Source organism: Corynebacterium parakroppenstedtii (assembly GCF_019754935.1).
GTDB classification, from domain to species: Bacteria; Actinomycetota; Actinomycetes; order Mycobacteriales; family Mycobacteriaceae; genus Corynebacterium; species Corynebacterium parakroppenstedtii.
Genome location: NZ_JAGSOA010000001.1, coordinates 1,053,267 through 1,073,419, shown reverse-complemented (window position 1 = coordinate 1,073,419; position 20,153 = coordinate 1,053,267). Strand labels below are relative to the sequence as shown.

General features: G+C 60.5%; 11 protein-coding genes. 7 read left to right on the top strand and 4 right to left on the bottom strand.

The annotated features are described in order from the left end of the window. Positions 1-16: 16 nt before the first annotated feature. Complete coding sequence (locus tag KCQ76_RS04505) at positions 17-766, bottom strand: GNAT family N-acetyltransferase (RefSeq protein WP_052722129.1); 750 nt, start codon at positions 764-766, stop codon at positions 17-19. A gap of 93 nt (positions 767-859) precedes the next feature. Here KCQ76_RS04505 and KCQ76_RS04500 point away from each other — a divergent pair, with 93 nt between their 5' ends. Further along, on the top strand, positions 860-2,308 hold the full coding sequence (locus tag KCQ76_RS04500; RefSeq protein WP_046202869.1) for a SidA/IucD/PvdA family monooxygenase: 1,449 nt from the start codon (positions 860-862) through the stop codon (positions 2,306-2,308). After that, positions 2,298-4,178, top strand: a complete 1,881-nt coding sequence (locus tag KCQ76_RS04495) for an amino acid adenylation domain-containing protein (RefSeq protein ID WP_046202870.1) — start codon at positions 2,298-2,300, stop codon at positions 4,176-4,178. Before KCQ76_RS04500 ends, KCQ76_RS04495 begins: the two co-directional genes overlap by 11 nt. Positions 4,179-4,185: 7 nt before the next feature. Here KCQ76_RS04495 and KCQ76_RS04490 read toward each other — a convergent pair whose 3' ends face one another. Both KCQ76_RS04490 and KCQ76_RS04485 read right to left on the bottom strand, forming a co-directional pair. Further along, a complete protein-coding gene (locus KCQ76_RS04490) occupies positions 4,186-5,055 on the bottom strand; it encodes an SDR family oxidoreductase (RefSeq protein WP_052723070.1) in 870 nt (289 codons plus the stop codon). 8 nt (positions 5,056-5,063) lie between these two features. After that, complete coding sequence (locus tag KCQ76_RS04485; protein ID WP_046202871.1) at positions 5,064-5,321, bottom strand: phosphopantetheine-binding protein; 258 nt, start codon at positions 5,319-5,321, stop codon at positions 5,064-5,066. A gap of 69 nt (positions 5,322-5,390) precedes the next feature. Between KCQ76_RS04485 and KCQ76_RS04480 the strand changes: the two genes are divergently transcribed. The 3 genes from KCQ76_RS04480 (at position 5,391) to KCQ76_RS04470 (ending at position 15,953) form a co-directional block, all read left to right on the top strand. Further along, positions 5,391-12,947 carry a condensation domain-containing protein gene (locus KCQ76_RS04480; RefSeq protein WP_221914805.1) on the top strand — a complete coding sequence of 2,519 codons (7,557 nt, stop codon included), beginning with the start codon at positions 5,391-5,393 and terminating at the stop codon, positions 12,945-12,947. A 72-nt stretch (positions 12,948-13,019) separates the two neighbouring features. Continuing rightward, complete coding sequence (locus tag KCQ76_RS04475; RefSeq protein WP_052723067.1) at positions 13,020-14,750, top strand: (2,3-dihydroxybenzoyl)adenylate synthase; 1,731 nt, start codon at positions 13,020-13,022, stop codon at positions 14,748-14,750. 234 nt (positions 14,751-14,984) lie between these two features. Further along, positions 14,985-15,953 carry an esterase/lipase family protein gene (locus tag KCQ76_RS04470; RefSeq protein WP_046202874.1) on the top strand — a complete coding sequence of 323 codons (969 nt, stop codon included), beginning with the start codon at positions 14,985-14,987 and terminating at the stop codon, positions 15,951-15,953. A 45-nt stretch (positions 15,954-15,998) separates the two neighbouring features. Here KCQ76_RS04470 and KCQ76_RS04465 read toward each other — a convergent pair whose 3' ends face one another. Beyond that, positions 15,999-16,625 carry an isochorismatase family protein gene (locus KCQ76_RS04465; protein ID WP_060942056.1) on the bottom strand — a complete coding sequence of 209 codons (627 nt, stop codon included), beginning with the start codon at positions 16,623-16,625 and terminating at the stop codon, positions 15,999-16,001. A 217-nt stretch (positions 16,626-16,842) separates the two neighbouring features. Between KCQ76_RS04465 and KCQ76_RS04460 the strand changes: the two genes are divergently transcribed. Then, positions 16,843-17,901 carry an ABC transporter substrate-binding protein gene (locus KCQ76_RS04460; RefSeq protein WP_046202876.1) on the top strand — a complete coding sequence of 353 codons (1,059 nt, stop codon included), beginning with the start codon at positions 16,843-16,845 and terminating at the stop codon, positions 17,899-17,901. Positions 17,902-18,067: 166 nt separating this feature from the next. After that, positions 18,068-19,981, top strand: a complete 1,914-nt coding sequence (locus KCQ76_RS04455) for a siderophore-interacting protein (protein ID WP_046202877.1) — start codon at positions 18,068-18,070, stop codon at positions 19,979-19,981. The last annotated feature ends 172 nt before the right edge of the window (positions 19,982-20,153 follow it).

Genomic DNA, 20,153 nt, shown 5'->3' with positions numbered 1-20,153 from the left:
TCCCCTACCGACGCCCCTACTCCTTGTCCGCCAGCACCCGCTCCCGAGTTTCACCCGTTTTCGCATACCCCAGCAAATGAACCCGCCGGTCAGCGCGCTGTTGCCGCTCGCCACCATCAACCCAGTCATTCATGAGCGCGATCCGCGGCAGCCGTGTGTTTCGGTAATCGGGCTCCACGACAATAAGGTCACTCGGCGGGTTGGCGGCAATCAGCTCATCGCACAAATTCATCAGGAGCGGTGGGAACACCCCATGCCCGGTCTTCGCCGCATCGCCCACCGCAACGTGAAACCCCAGGTCATGAGGCTGCGAATCGTACACACGCCCAATCTCATCTCGGTGCGGCCGGTAAATCTCCATATAGCCGCACTCCTCCCCGTCGAGAAGCATGATCAGCGGCACCGAATACGTGCCGGAAAGCTTGGCTTCCCAATCCCGTTTCCACCGGTCAGCGGGCCATGGTTGTTCCCACGTTTCGACGAGGTGCGGCCGATTCATCCACCGCGACACCGTCTCTGGATCCTCGGTCGTGGGATCCGCCGTCCGCAGGGTTAGTCGTCCGGTTAGTTCAGGGATACGCGGGGGATCGTCGAGAATTGCCGACGACGGTACGTCGCGGCGTAGGCGATGTAGACGCTCGTAAATCTCCTGCTCGGAGAGGTCAAACGGGCCGCGGCCCGCGGAATCTTTGCGTACGTCGTCGATACAGTTAGTGGACGTGTGATTACTGGGGCTGTTGGGTTGGCTTTCGGGAGTGTTTGTCATCCTCGGGTGGTTCTCCAGCGTTTCGCGCGATCGTTACTAAAAGGTAGGCTAACCGTAACACAACGTACTCGAGCAGGAAGAACATCATCGATAGTGAAAACGCTGGTTATCCTGGGTGCAGGGCCGAAAGCTGTGGCCGTGGCGGCGAAGGCACACGTGCTGAAATCGTTGGGGTATGAAGTCCCCACAATCGTCACGGTGGACCCATTGGGGGTGGGGGGAAACTGGGTTTCCGGCGGTGGCTGGACGAATGGCCATCATTTGCTGGGCACCCCGCCGGATAAGGATGTCGGATTTCCGTATCGGACCCGGATTGCCAACGAGTCAGCGCAGGACAACACACGTGTCGACGCCGCGCTCATGAAATATAGCTGGATGAGTTACCTGGTCTCTCGGGACAAGTACGCTCAGTGGATCGATCGCGGGCATCCTTGTCCGACGCATGAGGAGTGGGCCGAGTATTTGCGCTGGGTTGCTCGCGCGGTGGATATGCGGGTGACGCCTGGCCGGATCACAGCGATTCGGGCCGTTGATAAGAACGCCGTTGATAAGAACGGCGGGGGCAACAGCGACGGTGACAACGATAACGACTACAACTGGGGGTGGGAATGTGACGTCGAGCTCAACGACGGCGGATCCACGATCTTGAGTTCCGACGGAGTCATGATTACCGGCCCGGGCCCCTCGACGCGTCGACTTGCCGACGTTCCCGGTGTGCTCTCCATTGCCGAGCTGTGGGATCAGGTGGACAACGGCACGTTCCCGATGCGCAAACGGGTGGCAGTAATCGGCGGCGGGGAGTCCGCGGCCAGCGTCGTTGACCAGTTAGCGCACATGCCGTGTGAATCCATCGCGATCTTCTCGCCCTCCCCGACGGTGTATTCGCGCGGCGAGAGCGTGTTTGAAAACAGCCTCTACACCGACCCGGAAAAATGGTTCATGCTCAGCATGAAGGAGCGGAAGGACTTTATCCGCCGAACAGACCGCGGCGTGTTTTCCCAGCGTGTGCAGCAGACCGTGAAGAATTATGGGCACATCACTCATGAGCGGGGTCGCGTCGTCGACATCGCCCCTCGCGATGGCGCGCTGGATCTTTACGTGTCGTACGAGGGGGTTCCGGATGCGGTGTCGACAGCGGATGTGGTGATTGATGCCCGCGGCGGCGATCTGTTGTGGTTCAGGGATCTGTTCCCAAACACGGAGTCTGATTTTTATGCAGAAAGAATTGTGACGACGTGCTCCGAGGCGGACATTGCGCACAACATCGGGATTTTCTTGCAGCTTAAACCGCACCTCCCGACCCCCGATTGGCCGGCGATGATCCCCGCAGAGTGGACCTTAACGGTTGACAAAGGCCCATGGCTATTTCTCCCGACGCTGTCCGCCCTGGCTCAGGGGCCGGGGTTTGCGAACCTGAGTTGCTTGGGTGAGGTGTCGGACCGGATTCTGGCGTGTTACATCGATAGCGGGTCTGCTGATAGCGAGTCCGGAAGTGAGCACCAGACCGGAGGGGAAGTGAGGGGTGAGATTCATGTCGGCTAGTTCACCTTGGGCGTTCGGTCCGTCGGTAGAGATCGACCCCTTGACGGTTGATGTGATGATTGACCAGGCCATTCGCCACCACCGCGAACAGCCCGCCGTTCACGGTTTCCGCGACGACGGCAGCGAACTGACTTTGACCTACGACGACGTCGATAGCCACGCGAATGCGGTGGCGTGGGAACTTCGCCATCGCGGCGTGGGCCCCGGCGACCACGTCGTGGTGCTCTCTGGCCGGAGCCCTTGGCTCCCCAGCGTTATGGTGGGGATTCTCCGCGCGGGGGCCGCCTATGTGCCGGTAGATGCGAGCTACCCCGCGGAGCGCATTAGCTACATCGTGAATGATTGCCAGCCCGACGTCGTGATCGGGCTCGGCGAAGTATCCGTGCCGACGACTGACACTTCGACGAGAATAACGCCGACGAATAACGCTGCGAACTGGGAGCTTCGCCACCCGGACGAGTATTTTGCTTCGGACGGCATTGCCCACAGGCAAGAGTTTCGTGCTAGTGACCGCACACGCGAACTCCTTCCGGATGATCCGTGTTACCTGATCTACACGTCGGGCACGACCGGTAATCCGAAGGGGGCGGTGAACCCTCACCGCGCGGTGGCCTCACACTTGCAGTGGGTGGTCCGCACGCTCGGACAGGACGCAGATTCGTCGGCAAGCGCTGGCGAATTGCGGATGCTGCACAAAGCGCCGATCGGTTTCGACGTCGGCGTCGCAGAGCTGCTGTGCCCGTTGGCCTGTGCCGGCCGGATAGTCATCCCCGGCCCGGACTGGTTCCCCGGTGATCCCTTCGCTCTGGGCGACATGATCGAAACGTACTCCGTGACGACGCTGTCGATGGTTCCGAGCATGCTCAGGGTGATGTTCGATGTCCTTGACGACGTCGGTCTGGGCTACGACCAGTTCGCTAGTCTGCGGCACGTGTTGTTAGGAGGCGAGGCCGTGCCGAATGACCTGGTAGAACGTGCGCGGGCGGTGCTTCCGAGTCGGCTGTTGGGGCTATACGGTCCTTCGGAAACGGCAATGGATGTGGCGTGGGTGGATTTCTCTCGTCCGTATTCGGGGGCTGCTACTGACAGCGCGGGTACTCCCAACAGCGAGCCCACCGCTGATAGCAACCACGCCCGAGTCATCTCAGCCGCCGAAGCATGGGCGGACCCAAGCACACACGACGATAATTCCCGCGCCGGGATGGATCAGCCCGCGCCGGATAACCCGACGAATGAAGAAGCATCCTCAGGCGGAACTCGGGTCGGCTGGCCGGAGGATAACGTCGTGTTTTACGTCGTCGATGAGAACTTGAACGAGGTTCCCGATGGCCAGTCCGGCGAGCTTTGCATCGCTGGTGCCCAGGTGGGCGCGGGGTATTTCAACAATCCGGAGGTCACGGCGGAGGCGTTCGTGCCCAGCCTGCATCCGGACCGCGACGGTGGGACCATGTACCGCACGGGCGACGTCATGTCGCGAGATGCGCGTGGGATGCTCCGTTTTGAGGGCCGCATTGGCGACCAGGTGAAAATTCGCGGCAACCGAGTTGAGCTGGGCGATGTCGAAACTCATTTGCGACGCCTCGACGCGGTGAACGACGCCGCGGTGGCTGTGGATCGCGCCGGGGGAGAAGCGACACTTGTCGGCGGGATCGTTGTTTCAGAGAGCGCAACCGCCGGTGACGGGAGTGACGACGCTGGTCACGCCACGATTCCGCAACAGGTGAAAGCCGAATTGGGCGCGCTGGTGCCTGAGTACATGGTGCCCAGCGTCCTCGTCGTCATGACGGAACTTCCGCACAATGATCACGGGAAGATCGACAGGCGGGCGCTTATTGCCCACGTGAATGCGGTGAGCTCGGGTCCGTCGTAGCGAACGCCTAGCTATCCAGCGTTGCTCCGCCGTCGACACGAAGGTCATGCATCACGATGTGGCGGGCGTTGTCGGAGGCGAGATACAGACAGGCCCCGGCGATGTCCTCCGGCTGCGCCAGCCGCTGCAGGGGGATCCCGAGCCGATACTGGTCGGGCGTGCCTGCGATAACGTCAGCCGAGCGGTCCTCCCCGGCCGGCCACATTCCGCGCAACATGGGTGTGTCGGTGGAACCGGGGGAGACGATATTCACGCGCACGCCGTGTGGCGCGCACTCCAGGCCGAGGTTGCGGGCCCACGCGGTGATCGCCGCTTTCGATGCTCCGTAGGATCCCATGCCCGCTCGCGGAGTCGTCCCCGCGTTAGAGGAGACAACAACAATGGCGCCGCGTTTTCTCTCACACATGCGCCGAGAAACGGGGGCGCACACGTGGACAGCGCCGAACATATTGACCTCGAAGCTTGCGCGCATGGCGTCGGTGTCGCCGTCGAGGGCGGCGTCGGCACGCAAAATTCCGGCCGTGTGGATTAGCACATCGATGGGTCCCCGGTCGGCCTCGATGCGGTCGATCGTGGTACGCGCGGCCTCCGCGTCGGTAACGTCGAGAATATAATCAACGGGCAGGTCAGCGGGTATTTTATCGACGCCAGCTGGGGCACCGTTTCTCTTTCCGTCACCGATCCGCCCGCCATCTTTCGCGCCCGCGCTGTGTCTGTGAGGCGCTTGGTCCACGGAGGTCACACGATACCCCGCGTCCTTGGCGGCGGTGACGACGGCAGCGCCGATGCCGCCGAGCGCTCCCGTGACCACACAATGTCGGGGAGCGCTCTCACCGGGAGCGTCTTTGCCCGCCCCGCTCTTGCCGGACGTACTCATTGTCGCCATTACTCGTCGCTCTCCTCGAAGGCCTCCACCCACGCGTCGAGAGTGGGATCCTCGATAAGGTCGGCAAATTCGGCATCCCACCCTTGGCGTCGAGCCCACTCGACAATGTCAATAATGCGCACCGAATCCAGCCCCAGATCGGTGAGGTCAGCGTCGGTTTCAAGCCTGTCAGCGGGGATACCGACCGCCGAGGCAACGCGGGTGTGGAGTTCGTCGGCAAAGATTTGGGGGCTCAGCGGTGGGTTAGCTGCACTCATGGTTGGCTCCTCATTTTCTTCTCTCTAGCTGCTTGTTTGTTTGTCTTTTGAGCAGTGTAGCCTAACGCTATGACCTTTGATTCGGTGCGTGCGAGTGACCCTGATAATCCGACCTCCCCGGACTGGTTCCCTCTGACCGCAGCGCAGATGGGGATTTGGAACGCGCAGTCACTGGATCCGAGTTCGCCGTATTACGTCGTGGGCGAGGTGATGGAGCTCGATCCGACGGATTCTCAGCCGGATATTTCGGTTGCCGACGTTGTTCAGGCGCTGCATCAGACGGTCGCAGAAGCGGAAACGCTTCGCCTTCAGTTCCGTCAGGAGGACGCGACGGATATTCGTGCCGACGACTCCGCGGGGGAGGATGCTGACGCTGTTCGTGCCGACGACTCCCCGCGTCAAAGAGTTATCGACGCCGCGCCGGGAGAGTACATCACGATCCCTGTCCACGACCTACGTGCTCACCCAGCGCCAGAGGCGGCCGCGAACGCCTATGTTGACGCTGCAAAAGCACGCTGCGCGGAGGCGTGGTCGGGTCTTGTCGATCGCCCACTGTGCCATTTCGAGGTCCTCCGGTTAGATCACCGCCGCGTGTGGATCATCCAGCTGTATCACCACCTCATTGTCGACGGCTACGCGTCCATGATCCTGGCCAGGCGCACCGCCGCCCACTACACCGAGCTCACGGGCGGTAAAAAAGCACGCCCGGCGAAATTTAGCGGACTGCGCAGCGTCGTTAAGGAAGATCGCGAGTACCACGAGTCGGACAACCGGGACCGCGATGCGCAGTGGTGGCAGGAGTCGTTGGCGGGGGTGGGCAGCACACAGTGGCGGGACGAGCTCATCGGCGGGTCGGAGAGTTCCAGCCGGACAACGGTGCTCACGGTGGACGCCGACGAACTGGACGCGTGGAAAGCGGCGTCCCAGCAGCACGGAACGACGTGGGTGGATTCCTTGTTAGCGGCATACGGCGTGTACTTGCGGCGCGTGCAGGGGGTCGAGGCGGACGAACTGGTGGTCGCGATGCCGTTCGCGGCGCGAGAAACCGCAGCTCAGCGGCGTACTCCGGCGATGATGGTCAACATGCTGCCCGTGCAGTTGCCCATCGACCTCACCGCGACCCTCCCCCAAAACGCGCACGCCGTCGAGAAAACAATGCGGACCGTGCGTGAGCACCAGCGGTTCCCGGGGGCCGAGGTGGCGACGGCGTATGGGGATTCCTCGATTTTGCGCGGGATCGGCGCCAACTTGAAGGTTTTCGACGCTGCCCTCAAGTTTGGGAAGACGCGAGGGTACCTCCGCAATGTGGCGGGAGGTCCGCCGGAAAACCTCGTGCTGGTGGCCGCGCCGGGCCGGTCCGGTGGCGTGGACCTGAGTTTCGAGACGGTTGCCGATGTTCCGCCTCAGGTTGTTCACCAGTGGTTATCCGATATTCGGGCTGTGGTGAACGTGGGGCTGGGGTTGGACCGGCGGTCGCAGGCTGAGAGCGCCTTGCCTGTTGCGTCTGAGATACGTATCCGTCCTGAACGGATCCCGACCGGCCTTCGTGAACAGTGGGACGGGGAGTTGCTGTCCGACTCTTCGTCCGATGATCCATCTCGCGATTCGATTGAGCCGCTGGATAGTCTGATCAATTCGCTTGCGCAGCGGTGGGGCGATCGTGTTGTACTGGCCGATGGTTTGCCGGAAGCGTTGGGAACAACGGCCAGCTATACCGGCTCCGAACTAGTGAAACAGTGTGATCAGCTGGCAGATTCTATCGCGTCGGTGTGTCCCGCGGGCGGCGTCGTTGCCATCGAGATGCCGAAGAGTCCAGCCCAAGCCGTTGCGGTTCTGGCTTCGTTGCGCGCGCACCGCGCGTTCGTGGTCATTGACGACGATGCCCCGCAGGAACGGCGTTCCTTCATCATGAAAGATAGTGGCGCGGCTGCTGTGGTGACGGGGCTCGATGACGTTCAGCCTGTAGAGCGCGGGGATGGCGAAAAGGTCGCTGCTCAGGACCACACACACGAATCCGACGAGTTGGCATACATCGTCTACACCTCTGGCACGACGGGCCGACCGAAAGGCGTGAACGTCAGTAGGCGAGCCGTGGAGCACTTGATCGCGGGCCACCGGGCACAGTTTTTCCCACAGACGCTGGACCATGTTGCGAAAAACCAGCCTCAGGCGTCCGCCGCGCTCGCCCACACGGCGTCGTTCGCGTTCGATGCCGCCATCGACCAGCTCTCGTGGATCTTTGCTGGCGTGCGCGTCGTGATTTATAACCGTTCCACTGTTGCCGATGGAGAGGCTTTTTATCAGAGCCTTCGCCGCGACGACATCACGATGATCGACGCCACCCCCTCGCTCTTCGGCGCGCTGCTCGCCTCGGGCGTTCCCCTGCTCGACGCGCAAAAATCGCAGATCAGGGCCGTGTTGCTCGGCGGAGAACCCATGTCGCAGCAGCTGTGGGACCAGGTGGCCGCAGCGTCGCACGTCATCGGATGGAACATGTATGGCCCGTCGGAAGCGACCGTCGACGCATTGTGCGCACGAATCACGCCTGGCGCGGTGACGGTCGGTTGGCCCGTGCCCGGCATGTCAATTCGCATTTGCGACGCGTCAGGCGAGGTCGTTCCCCCAGGTGAAGAAGGCGAATTGTGGCTGATGGGGGAGCAGATCGCCCAGGGGTACAGGAATAACCCGGACGCGACCGCCCACGCATTTTTCCGTGCCGACGTCACCGCCAGCCGTCCCCGTGCCGACGTCTCAACCGACGCCCAAGTGCTCGTTCCCGCGTATCGGACGGGCGACCGGGTGCGGTGGGTGCCTGGCCGTGGGGTGGCGTTTATCGGTCGCGCGGATAACCAGATCGAGGTGCGGGGGCATCGCGTAGAACTCGAGGAAATCGACGGCGCGCTCGCTGCCCTTCCGGGCGTTCGTGCAGCTGGTACGGTCGCGGTTGCTCGTAACGCCGGCGATGCATCTCGTCCCGATGATAAAGACTCCGCGTCAACAGGGGCTGGCCACACGCATGTAGGCGCGGCTTCGGTGAATATACGAGCAGGAATTGTTCTCGAAGGGCTTGCCGGGAATACTCCCGCGTCCAATGACAATTCCGGTGATCCCCAACTGAACACTGATGACGTTAGGCAGCGGCTTTCCGAGTTACGTCAGCACCTCTCGCGAATACTTCCGGACTACATGGTCCCGTCCACTCTTGTTGCGGTTGCCCAGATACCGCGAACGTCAACCGAAAAGATTGACCGACGGGCACTCCGCGAACTCATTGAGCAGTCGTCTCTGTTGAATGATCGCGCGCCCGAACACCAGGGGAACGGGGACCACCAGGGTTCGGACGCGGACCTCCGAGCTCCCGAAACACCGCGTGAGCTTGCTGTTTCTCGAGTGATCCAGGACGTCATGGGGCAGCCCGCCGACCTTGACGTGGATTTCATCAATCAGGGTGGTGATTCCATTACCGCGCTGGTGGTGGCCGGTCGGTTGCAGCAACAAGGCTTTGAGATCCGCCCGGCAGATATTTTGTCCGGGCGTTCCCTGGGCGAGATCGTCGCGTCCTTGCGTCGTTCGTCGTCAGGTGAGCCGACCAGTGCGTCGTCGGCTATCTTCCAGACCCCCGAGACCGGTACAGATGGCCACATTAATCCAGAGCCTCGACAGAATATTCTGACGGACTTTGGTGTGGTGGACGCCCCGTCGGGAATGGATCGATCGGCCTTCACTGGTCCCAACCAGCCGGTCATGTCGGTCGTGATTCCGTGCGCTTCGGGCATGGACACCGACGAGTGTCGAGTTTGTGCGACAAGGCTGGCTGAGGATGTCCCGGCTCTTCGTAGCATTGCGACGTGGGACGCAGATAATCCAGGCTCTGAGCAGCTCATTATCCGACGCCACCCTGCCGAGGATGACGATTTCCTCGCGCCCGTCGATCTTGCCGCGGGACGGCCATTCGCGTTTGAGCTTGTCGACGGTGGTGTGCGCCTGAGTGTGCATAGTGCGGTGGTGGATGCCGACGGGTTTGCGCAGCTCATCGGCATTGTTGAGGCGCTCGTGCAGCGGTCGGGTCACGGTGACGGACATAGTGACGGTCGTCAACACCGCTATGCTTCGTGGCGTGGACACTCCGCTTCGGCGCTCCCGTGGGCGCACAGTTGTGCTCGGGCCACCGCAACGATCGAGCCGTCACTCACGAAGGCTCTACTCAGTAACCTTGGGACGAAATTTGGCCTGTCTGACCAGAACATTTTGACCGCAGCTGCTCTGATAGCGTCGGCGGGTGATCACGACGAAACTCTCACCGCGATGGTGTTGAGCCGCGTGCTACGTCAACCGTCCGCTCCCGCCGCCGGTCAGTCGTTGAACTCCGGGAATGCGGTTGCGCGTGATGCTGTGGGGCGCTTCGCCGCGCCGGGCTATGTCACTGTTTCGCCGTCGGAGTCGCGGGCCCAGATTGAGGCGCTCCTGCTCAGCGTGAAAGAACAACGCGCCAACTTCCGGGCTACCAATTCCACCGATACATCAGCGAGTACTCCAGCAGTCACACTCGAGCTAGGCCACATACCTGGCCCCACCGCAGGCAAGCACCCCACGCTCATCCCAACCCACCACACCCTCCGCCCCGGTTTCCCAGGCATCCCGCACATCACGGCGTGGATCACGGGCGCGGGAACGGGCACGGGCACAGACCCAGACACACCCGACCACCACACAGCACCTGTCGGCAATGAACCAGGTGAACCGTCGATCAGTATGACCGTTGATGCAGAAACGGATGACCGCGCGGAACAGCTCGCGGATGGCGTCGTCAATGCCCTGACAGATTTGGCCGTTTTCGGGTTGAGTGCGGAGGCCAGTGCGTCACCCTCGGATTGTTTAGCACCAGTGACCAGCGCGGATATCGAGCACTGGCAGCGCCGGTTCGGCCCGCTTCAAAACGTGTACGGGCTCTCACCCCTGCAAGAGGGCCTGCTGTACCAGGCGCTGGATTCCCGCGAGCGCGACCATTATGTGATCGCGGCGTCGATGACCGTCGAAGGCACGGCAAACCCTGAGCTCCTACGCTTCAGCTTCGAGGCCGTGATGAACCGCCAAGATGTGCTCAAGGCAGCGTTCGATTACGAAACGCTCGACCGCCCGGTCCACGTCATTCCACGCACCCCGCGATGGCAGTGGTCGGTCATCGATGCTCGCGGGCTCCCTTCGCGCGTGCAATCGTCGCTTATCGACGACGTTCTGGACCGGATGGCTTCCCGCCAGCTTGATGTGACGCGCGGGAATATGGTCGCGTCGACCCTGGTGAGGTTGGGTGATCGGCGCAGCCAGTTGGTGTTGGGGAATCACCATATTCTTACCGACGGGTGGTCCACGACGATCCTCTTGCGTGAGTTGATGCACGTGTACAACCGCGCTGCTGAGCTTCTGGCCAGCGGGAATGCTGGTGATGTGGGTGTGAAAGCCAACCCCTTGGAGTCCGCGGAGTCCACGCTTTCACACGCCATTGCATCTGCCATCGCTGAGTTGCCACCGAGATACCCGTACGGCCAATTTGTTGAGGACATGCAGCCTCGAGTGAAGGCTGATACCGAGCTGTGGATTGACCACGTAGCAGGTCTTGACCATACAAGCCGAGTCATGGATGTCCTCACGTCCACTGCCGAACCGGATGCCTTAGCACCCGACTCCGCGAACACTGATGCCGATTCCGGCGAAGAACATTGCATCGTAGAGCTCTCTGACCAGCAGAAAGCTGATCTTTCCCGGTGTGCGCGCACTGTCGGCGTCACCCCTAATACGCTTATTCAGACCGCGTGGGCGTGTGTCGTTGCGGCACTGACTGGCCATGATGATGCCGTCTTCGGCGTGGTCACTTCGGGCCGGCCCAGTGAGCTCGACGGCATCGATAACACGATCGGCCTCTTTATCAACACGCTTCCCGTGCGGGTGAACCTGCGCGGGGATTCGTTGGCCTCGATCCTGCGTGCCCACGCGCGCGCCCAGGCCGAGTTGGCGGACCACACCTCTGCCTCCCTGGCCGATATCGAGCGCCGAGTGGACGATTCTCGTGGTGAGGCTCCGCTGTCGGGACCGCTCTTCGACTCCTTGGTGGTGTACGACAATTTCCCCGACGAGTTCTCGGAGACAGACACGCAGCCCGGCCCTCTGCCTGACTCCTACGATCGCGCCCCTGCATCCCGCGGTATCCGCATCACGGGACTGACCACTCGTGGCGAAACCCAGTACCCGTTGACGGTGATCCATCCGCCGGGAGGCCCCTTCGATCTGGCCCTGGCCTACCAGCTTGGAGTGGTTCCGCAGCAGGTGGCCGATACTCTTGCCGACGCCCTTCGTGCCACGTTGTCACGGTGTGCCGCTATTGACGACGTCGAATCGCCCGACTCGTTGCGTGTGATTCGCGATGACATCGCCTCGATGCTTGACAACATTCGACGCCAACCAGTGCAGAACGCGGACGGCCTAGCCACCCAAGACCACGCGGTCGAGCCAGCGTCGGAACCCACCATCTCGAGCCTCACCAACTCGAACCAGCCGAACGCGGACAATGAGCGCCCTGACCCGAACAGCCAGCTGCTGCGCGATATCTGCGACGACATTGCTGGTTTGCTTAACCGCCCGGAGGTGGATCCCGATGTTGCCTTTGAGGATCTAGGGGTTCACTCGCTCATGGCTGTTCGCCTTATGGGTAAGCTGCGGAAACGTGGCCATAAGCTGGACATTCAGACGATTGTGGAGGCTGGTTCTCCTCGGGGCATCGTCCGCGCGATCGGCAGTGATTCACCCCAGGCACCGGCACCCCAGCCGACCATCCCCACCGACACGCGCGATAACGATTCTCGCCCTCCGTGGATGGTCACTTTGAAGGAAGGCAAAGGCCGCCCCCTCTTCTGCTTCCACGCAATTGACGGTTCGGTGTTCTCCTACCAGGGGCTGGCCGAGTACCTCACCACTGGCCGCCCCATCATCGGCATTCAATTCCCGGCGGACATCTCTGATCCCCTTAGCTGGAATAAGGCAGTCGATCTCTACGCGTCCGCAATCCATGACTACCAGCCCGAGGGGTCCTACACCTTCGTTGGGTTTTCCTTCGGGGCGACGATTGCCCATGCCGTTAGCGCACGCCTAAACCAACAGCGCGACACCGCCACCAGTCCCGTCGTCGATCTCCTCGTGGTTCTGGATGCCTATCCAGCCCGCGCCGGGTTGACGCCGCCCCCGATCCCGAACGATCTCAATGTGGACCTTCTTTCTGATATCACCGGGTTCAGTGCCCACGATCTGCGTGCCGACGACCCCCTCCGCGACCGGTCAGAACGCTCCGTTCGGGCGTGCGCGCGATGGATGGGGGAGGTCAGCGACACCCCTGTGCGTGGCATCGTGAAGAAAGTTGTTCTTATCACGGCAGAGAAGGCGCCGATCGTGCGGAACACGTCGGGAGTAGTTGAGCGCCCGAAACCTGATCAGCAAGCTCAGTGGAACCCGGCAGAGGCTTGGGAAAACACCGGCGTTGAGTTACGTACGCACTCGGTTCCTCTGGACCATGGCGGGCTGGCCTCATTGGCGGGGTGGAAATCGAGCGCTCCCACCATCGGGGAGGAACTGGAATAAACGCTGACGCCAAAACCACGCGAACGCCACACACACCACACCAGCACGAACACACCACGAAGGATGAGGGTTATGACACATACGACAATTCCATCGCCGAACGCGAAGGAATACGCTCAGCGTGAAGGGGGTGCGGCCAACGGCTGCCCGTGGGAGGACGTGCAGCGGTACCGGGAGCTGGGGATTTACACGGGTGATACGCACTGGGCATTATTTGAGCGTGCCCGGGATCTGTATGGAGATGCTCCCGTCGCGGTGGACCGCTACCGCTCACTGACCTGGAGTGATGTTCGCCACTCTGCCCACAAAGTCGGCAACTTACTGCGCGGTTTAGGTATCGCGGAGGGGGACGCCGTCATCGTTCAACTGCCCAATGCTGCTGTCCACATGGAAGCGATTTTTGGCATCTGGAGCATTGGCGCCGTTCCCGTCTTCGCCCTCCCCGCACACGGTGCCGACGACGTCGCCCATTTCGCTCGGACCACGCCTGCCGGTGTTCGGATCGCTGCAGTTCCGCGCGATAAACACGCCAAGCGGGTTGAGAAAGGCCTTCAGGAGGAGTGCCCAGAGCTCACGACCATTCAGATCGACCCTCGTGCCGACGACCCGTGGGGCGCCCCCGTAATCAATGGCACCGAAGTCAACGCCAACCTAGACGCCGACGCAGACCCCACCCCCTGGCCATCCCCTGAACGCGACCCGCAAGCTCTTGCCTTTCTTCAGCTTTCCGGGGGAACCACGGGCACCCCGAAGCTGATCCCTCGCAGTCACGATGACTATCTGTATTCGGTGCGCCGCTCCGATGAGGTGTGCGATATGCAGCGCGGCGATGTGTTGCTCGTGGTCATGCCGGCGTCGCACAATTTCACGATGAGCTCGCCCGGCATCTTAGGAGCGCTCCACATCGGCGCCACGGTGGTGTACGTTCCTGATCCTTCGCCCACGACCATCCGCCGCTACATTCACGCGCACCGCGGCACGCACATGGCGCTGGTCCCGCCGCTGCTCATTAGCCTGCTCAACAGCCGCGACGAGGGCCAGACCCCCGATCCCACGATGGAGACGATGAAAACGGTGTGGGTCGGTGGCGCGAAACTCAGCGCCTCCGCCGCGGAACGCGTCGCCCCGGAGCTAGGGATTAACCTCCAGCAAGTCTTTGGCATGGCGGAGGGGCTCGTGAATTACACCGAATTGGGCGGCAATATTGATGAGATCGTGAATACTCAGGGTGTGCCCATGAGCCCGGCCGACGAGGTCTGCGTTGTTAATGACGAAGGCGCCCCGGTTGACCGTGGCACCCCAGGCCACCTGCATACCCGCGGGCCGTACACTATCCGCCGCTATCACCGGAACCCGACGGCCAACGCGTCGTCATTCACGAACGACGGTTTCTACATCACGGGCGATATCGTCACGGTATCTGCCGACGGTGCGATCACGGTGACCGGCCGCGCTAAAGACCAGATCAATCGCGGTGGGGAGAAGATCGCCCCGGAGTCGGTGGAGAATTGCTTACTGAAGCACCCCGCTATTCACGACGTATCGGTGGTAGGTATCCCCGACGATGTGATGGGCGAGAAAATTCGTGCGCTCATTATTCTTCGCGACGATTACAAGCCGGCTGCCACGGATGCCGGGGAATTCCAGGGCAGACAGGCTTCCCACCAACCCCCGACGGCGATGCAGATTAAGAAGTTCGTCCGCGAATCAGGATTATCACGCTTCGCCGTGCCTGATGTCGTCGAATTCGTTGATGAATTTCCACTGACAGGCGTCGGCAAGGTGAGTAAGAAAGACCAGTGACACATGTATGGTGTCAACCTATTTCACCTGGGGGAATTGACTTCGGATGGAGCGCTCAAGAGGGGATTCCGGGAAGGGGACGGTGCTTCAGTAACGGGTAGAACATGCCGGCTTCTAAACCACTTATATATTGTGGCATCGCGGAATCCGTTCCTTACCCTTAATTGGGGTAGTGAAATAGAATTTACGCAAATAAAAAAGCTGTGGCTAACTTAACTGCGTTAAGGTTTGTCTATGCTTCTTTCAGGTATCTCTCGGAAAAAGGGTTCCCGTTTATCTGCCCGCGTAGCTTTAGCTTGTGGCGTTACCGTGGCCACACTTCTTTCTCCGCTCGGGGGCCAAGCCTTCGCCGGTGATGCCCAACCTCCAGTAGCGTCAGATACTCCAGCGCAGGCTCCGCAGGATAACAACCCCAAAGAAAAATTACCGGTCGTCTATATTTCGGGATCGAATGAGCTCCGGCCAACTGCTGACTTATTTGCCTCGATGATGAGCAAACGAGGATTTGATGTCCATCCCTTCATGGTGTGGGAGCCAACTCGTCCCGAAACAAGCCCCTATGTCACGGTGAAGGGAAATTCCGCACGAATTCCCGAGTTCATCGAGAAGGTAAAGAAAGAGACCGGTTCAGACAAGGTCGACGTAGTCACCTATTCGCAGGGTGGCCTCGTCACTCGGTATTGGCTGAAGGACTTTGATGGCGCAAAAGACGTGCGCACTGTCGTGTCCTTGTCCGGTTTGATAAAGGGATCGCCGTATCAGACGCAGGCTTTGGAAAAGGGACAGTGTCCGCCAGCTAGTGCAGATGCGCTAGTTCCACCTGGGTTTAAGAAGAATCCGACCGATGCTTGTCTCGAAATGGCTGAGGGTGGGGAAGAAGTTACTCGCTTGAATACGCCAACTGAGGCTTTGCCGGGTATCCGCTATGTCAACATCACAACGCGGCAGGAGTATGATGCTGCGCCGTACCAGATCAACCTCATGGATGGACCTGGTGATTACCAGAACGTCATCACCCAGGATTTGTGCCCCAATGACGTTGTGCCTCACCTTGGGATGACGCTGCTGCCCTCGGTTCAAAGCTTGGTCGCTTCCGCCCTTGAGGGAGGGCCTCTGAAGATGGAATGTTCCATTCCTGCTCCAGAGGGCTTGCCTACTGTCGATAGCTTGGTTCCTCCGCTCACCGAAGCGCCACAGATGTAACGACCGATAGCGCAAGTCGCTCCTGTCGCGTCCGGATTGCGGACGCTAAACCAAGACGCCCATCACCTCTTCGGTGTCAACCACGCGCCCACACCGTCGCGCCACCCAATTGATCGTCGCGGCGTGGTCGTCGCGGGTGAAGTCGGCGATGGCATCGCGCACAAGAAACGGCTGGATGTCGTTCATAAACGCGTCCACCGCGCTCACCCCGCATCCCATGTGGCCGTAAACCCCGGTGATGATCAGTTGGTCGCGCTGTGCAAACGCTAAGGATTCTCGAAGGTCTGTTCGGGCGAACGCCGAGTACCTCCACTTGGTGATCACATGGTGGTGCTTCCGCGGCGTCAGCTCCGGGATAATGTCCGCGTCCGCGTCGGTTTGAATACCTTGCCCCCACAGTTCGCGGAGCAGCCCTCGTCGGTACTCCTTTTGCTCCGGCGGCTGGGCCGTGTAGAAAACGGGGATGTTGGCCTTGTCGGCACGAGCAACGAGTTGTTGAATGTTGGCCACCATCGCGGACGCTGGCTCTTTGTCGGGGGTATACGCAGAGATGAAGTAGTTCTGCATGTCGTGAACCAAGAGAGCCGCGCGATCGGCATGAAGTGCCCAGTTGACAGTGGGTTTCGCCGAAAGGGTGGGGATGGTGTACGGCGCGATGGGTGGGATTGTCACTGGTAAGTTCTCCTTGGGGGTGAATTGTGGGGGACGTTCCCTTATAGGTGTTGTCTAGGGAAGTTCCGCACGCTATCGTGTCAGTCAATTAGGCTAGCCATACTGAATGGTAGATGCGTCGCGGGTTGGTGGTCATCCTGGCCCCGGACTAGCTGACATTCAACCTCTGCCATAACCCTGTGGCCTGCATTGTTCATACTTTTGTATTGGAGTTTCCGTGAAGCGTTCACTTGTTCGCCCAATGCCCTTGATCGCTCTGACGTTAGCCGGTTCGTTGGTTCTGGGTGCGTGCTCGAATGATGACGACAGTTCCAGCGATTCCACTGCCGCAGATTCAACCAGCCAGAGCGCGTCTGAGGGTGCGAAGGATTCGTCGGATGCCAAGGAAGTCACGATTAAGCACGCGTGGGGTGAAGATACGTACCCGGTGAAGCCGAAGAAGGTTGTGGCGATGGGTACGTCGGTTGATAACCTCCTTGCCTTGGGCATTACCCCCGATGTTGTTGTTCAGAGCCCGGATGATGCCCAAAACGCCACGTGGAAGAACGACAAGCTGAAAGACGTCAAGAAGATTGACGCCGATCCTCGCGAACTGCCGGTAGAGAAGATCGCGGCCGAGAAGCCCGACTTTATCGTTGGTGACTTCTACCGTATTAATGAGGATGCTTACAACAAGCTGAAGGACGTTGCGCCGACCCTTCCGGGTATGGGCCAGGATCCGCAGCTGATCGGCTGGAAGCCACAGCTGGAGGCCTTGGGCAAGATTTACCAGGATGAGGACAAGGTCAAGGACGTCGAGAAGAAGGACTCGGAAGCCTTCGAGAACGCGAAGAAGGACTTGAAGGGGCTGGAAGGTAAGTCGGCGTTGGTGGTTCAGCACCGCAGCGGGAACTTCGGTGTGATTACCGATGAGGTCAACCCGGCCAACCAGTTCTTCACCGACCTGGGGATGAAGCTGCCTGCCGGGTACACGGATGGTTCGATTCCGACTCAGCAGGGCCGGGCCATGATTTCTCCGGAGAACATTGACAAGTTGACTGCGGACTTCATGGTTCTGTTCGCTGCCGATGGGATGGACGCGGTGCGCGCTGTTCCGGGTTACAACGATCTGAAGCAGGTCAAGAGCGGTGCCACGGTTGAGGATAATAAGGCTGTGTCCTCGGCGCTGTATGTTCCGTCCTCATTGTCCCGTGAGTGGGCGTTGAAGGAAATCAAGCCGGAGTTGAAGAAGGTGTCGGATAACAAGTCTGATTCGAAGGATGACTCCGATAAGTAAGGCTGTTTACTTACTTCATTGCCGACGCTGCTCTGTGGCTGTGGGGTGGCGTATCGGATGATGGTTTCCCGGGTGTGCTGTGTGGCATACCCGGGTTTTCTTGTACCGTACGGGCGGGATGGGTGCCCGTGGAACGTTAAACCCAAATATTTAAAGGAATGAGCATATGAAACGCAATAGCCGTCACCACGACATTTTCCCGATTTCTCTGCGCGAGATTACGGTGAGTCGTGTTGTAGACATCACCCCGGGAATGCGACGCATCACGTTCACCAGTGACGAATTTGACGCCCACCAACAGGGCGACGTGCAGGTCCCCGAGATGATAAGCACAGGTTTTGACGACGACGTGCGTTTGATTTTCCCCCACCCGGAGACAGGGGAGCGGCCGGCCCCCAGGGCGTTGGGTGATGGTCGTTTGGAGTGGACTGCGGAAATCAACGAGTTGTTCCGCACGTACACAGTGCGCCGATGGGATGCCGGGACCGGTGAAGTGGATATTGATTTCGCCCGTCATGGGTCTGGCTTGGCCGAATCCTGGTCGGAGTCCGCGGCTCCTGGCGACAGTATTTATATGGCTGGTCCGAAGAATTGTGGCGCTCTTCCCGAGGGGGTGGATTGTTTGCTCCTGGCGGGGGACGAGACCGCGTTGCCGGCCATCGGCCGGTGCGTGGAGAGCTACCCTTCATTAAAAGCGGTCGCGGTCATTGAGGTCACCACGCCGGACCGTATTCAGAAGTTGAATATTCCATCCCCCGACGTGGAACTGCATTGGGTGGTGAGGTCCCAGGGTCAGTCTCTTGGCAGCGCGCTCGAATCCCTGGACTGGCCCGAGGGCACGCCGTACGTCTGGTGCGCTGGGGAGGCCGGCCAGCTCCGCGGCATTCGCAAGCTGGTTAAGGAACGCGGCGTGAAGCCGGAGAACACCCAGATCGTGGGCTATTGGCGTGACGGCAACGCCTCCACCAGCAAGGCCACCAGCACCATCGCCGCCTACAACCGCTTGGCGGAGATGGCAGATATTGCCCCGGCCTTCGCCGTCCGAGCTGGCGCCGAGGCCGGCATATTCGCAGCCATCGACGCCGGCTTGACCACCCCGGAGCCCCTGGCCGAGAAGACTGGTATTGCCTCTGATCGCTTGGTGAGGTTTATGCGGTATCTAGCCGCCTTGGAGCTGGTGACTATCGAGCATGAAGAAAGCCCGTCCTCAGATCAGCCTTCCGACGGCGCGGTGACGTATGGGCTCACTCCGGTGGGTATGGAGTTGGCGGACCCGACCTCCCCAGCGGGTGGCTACCTATCGGGCTTCGGTTCCATGCCCGCCATGTCCTTTATCCACGTGGGCCGCGGTTTGCGTACCGGGAATCCCGTCCAGCTAGGCACATCCGGCCGCACAATGTCTGAGTGGCAGGACGCGAAGCCGGAGCTGGATAGCCATATGGCGGTGGGCGCGAACCTCCGCATGGGGTGGGTTGCGCCCGCTGTGGTGGCGGGCTTGGACCTAGGTGGTGCCTCCTCGGCGCTGACGCTGGGCCCTGGTGCCGCTGTTCTCGCCGATGAGCTCACCCGCACCAATCCTTCCTTGTCGGTTACGATTGTGGATCGTCCGGAGCATGAAGAGCTCAACATGGCGGAAGTCAATGATTCTCGACGCCCTTGGGTCTCCCATGTCCACGCGTCGGATCCTGCGTCTGTCTCGTCGGATCAGTTCGATATCCCTCGGGCTGATGTTGCCGTCGTTCACGATCCGTGGGGCGGTGCCGTGGCCGGAATGGACTCGAATATGGGTTCGGGAAGTCCCGATTCCAGTTCCGATGGTTCAGTCAGCGGTGCTGGTGTTATAGATCATCTTTCAGACACTGTGTCGTTAATCGTCATTGTTACCCAGGTTCTGGCCGACGACGGCTCCGGTGATGAAGAAGACTACGAGGCGGACATCCAACGCATGCTTGTCTCGGGTGCGTCGATTCCGACTGAGCGGGACGTTCGGGTTGCGTTACGCGATGCTGGCTTTGAAGTGGAGAGCCGGCAGCCGGTGGGATGGGGGCCTATCCGTTTTGTTGCTCGCAGGGTTGGATGATTGCCCCGATGTATGCAATACTGTTCGGGTTGTCTGAGGCAAGTGGTTAACCTGCCCGAATGTGGTAACGTCGCTATCCTTTTTTGCGATATAGCAAGCGGAAGGCGTGATTCTCACCTGGTCAGCGCACTAATTGCGTGTGGCGGGGTGCAGTTACCACCAGCTGTTCAGT

Bases quoted from the DNA above. Each gene is read 5' to 3' on its own strand.
- KCQ76_RS04470 (WP_046202874.1), top strand. From the start codon at position 14,985: ATGCTTCTTTCAGGTATCTCTCGGAAAAAGGGTTCCCGTTTATCTGCC.
- KCQ76_RS04475 (WP_052723067.1), top strand. From the start codon at position 13,020: ATGACACATACGACAATTCCATCGCCGAACGCGAAGGAATACGCTCAG.
- KCQ76_RS04495 (WP_046202870.1), top strand. From the start codon at position 2,298: ATGTCGGCTAGTTCACCTTGGGCGTTCGGTCCGTCGGTAGAGATCGAC.
- KCQ76_RS04485 (WP_046202871.1), bottom strand. From the start codon at position 5,321: ATGAGTGCAGCTAACCCACCGCTGAGCCCCCAAATCTTTGCCGACGAA.
- KCQ76_RS04455 (WP_046202877.1), top strand. From the start codon at position 18,068: ATGAAACGCAATAGCCGTCACCACGACATTTTCCCGATTTCTCTGCGC.
- KCQ76_RS04480 (WP_221914805.1), top strand. From the start codon at position 5,391: ATGACCTTTGATTCGGTGCGTGCGAGTGACCCTGATAATCCGACCTCC.
- KCQ76_RS04505 (WP_052722129.1), bottom strand. From the start codon at position 766: ATGACAAACACTCCCGAAAGCCAACCCAACAGCCCCAGTAATCACACG.
- KCQ76_RS04490 (WP_052723070.1), bottom strand. From the start codon at position 5,055: ATGAGTACGTCCGGCAAGAGCGGGGCGGGCAAAGACGCTCCCGGTGAG.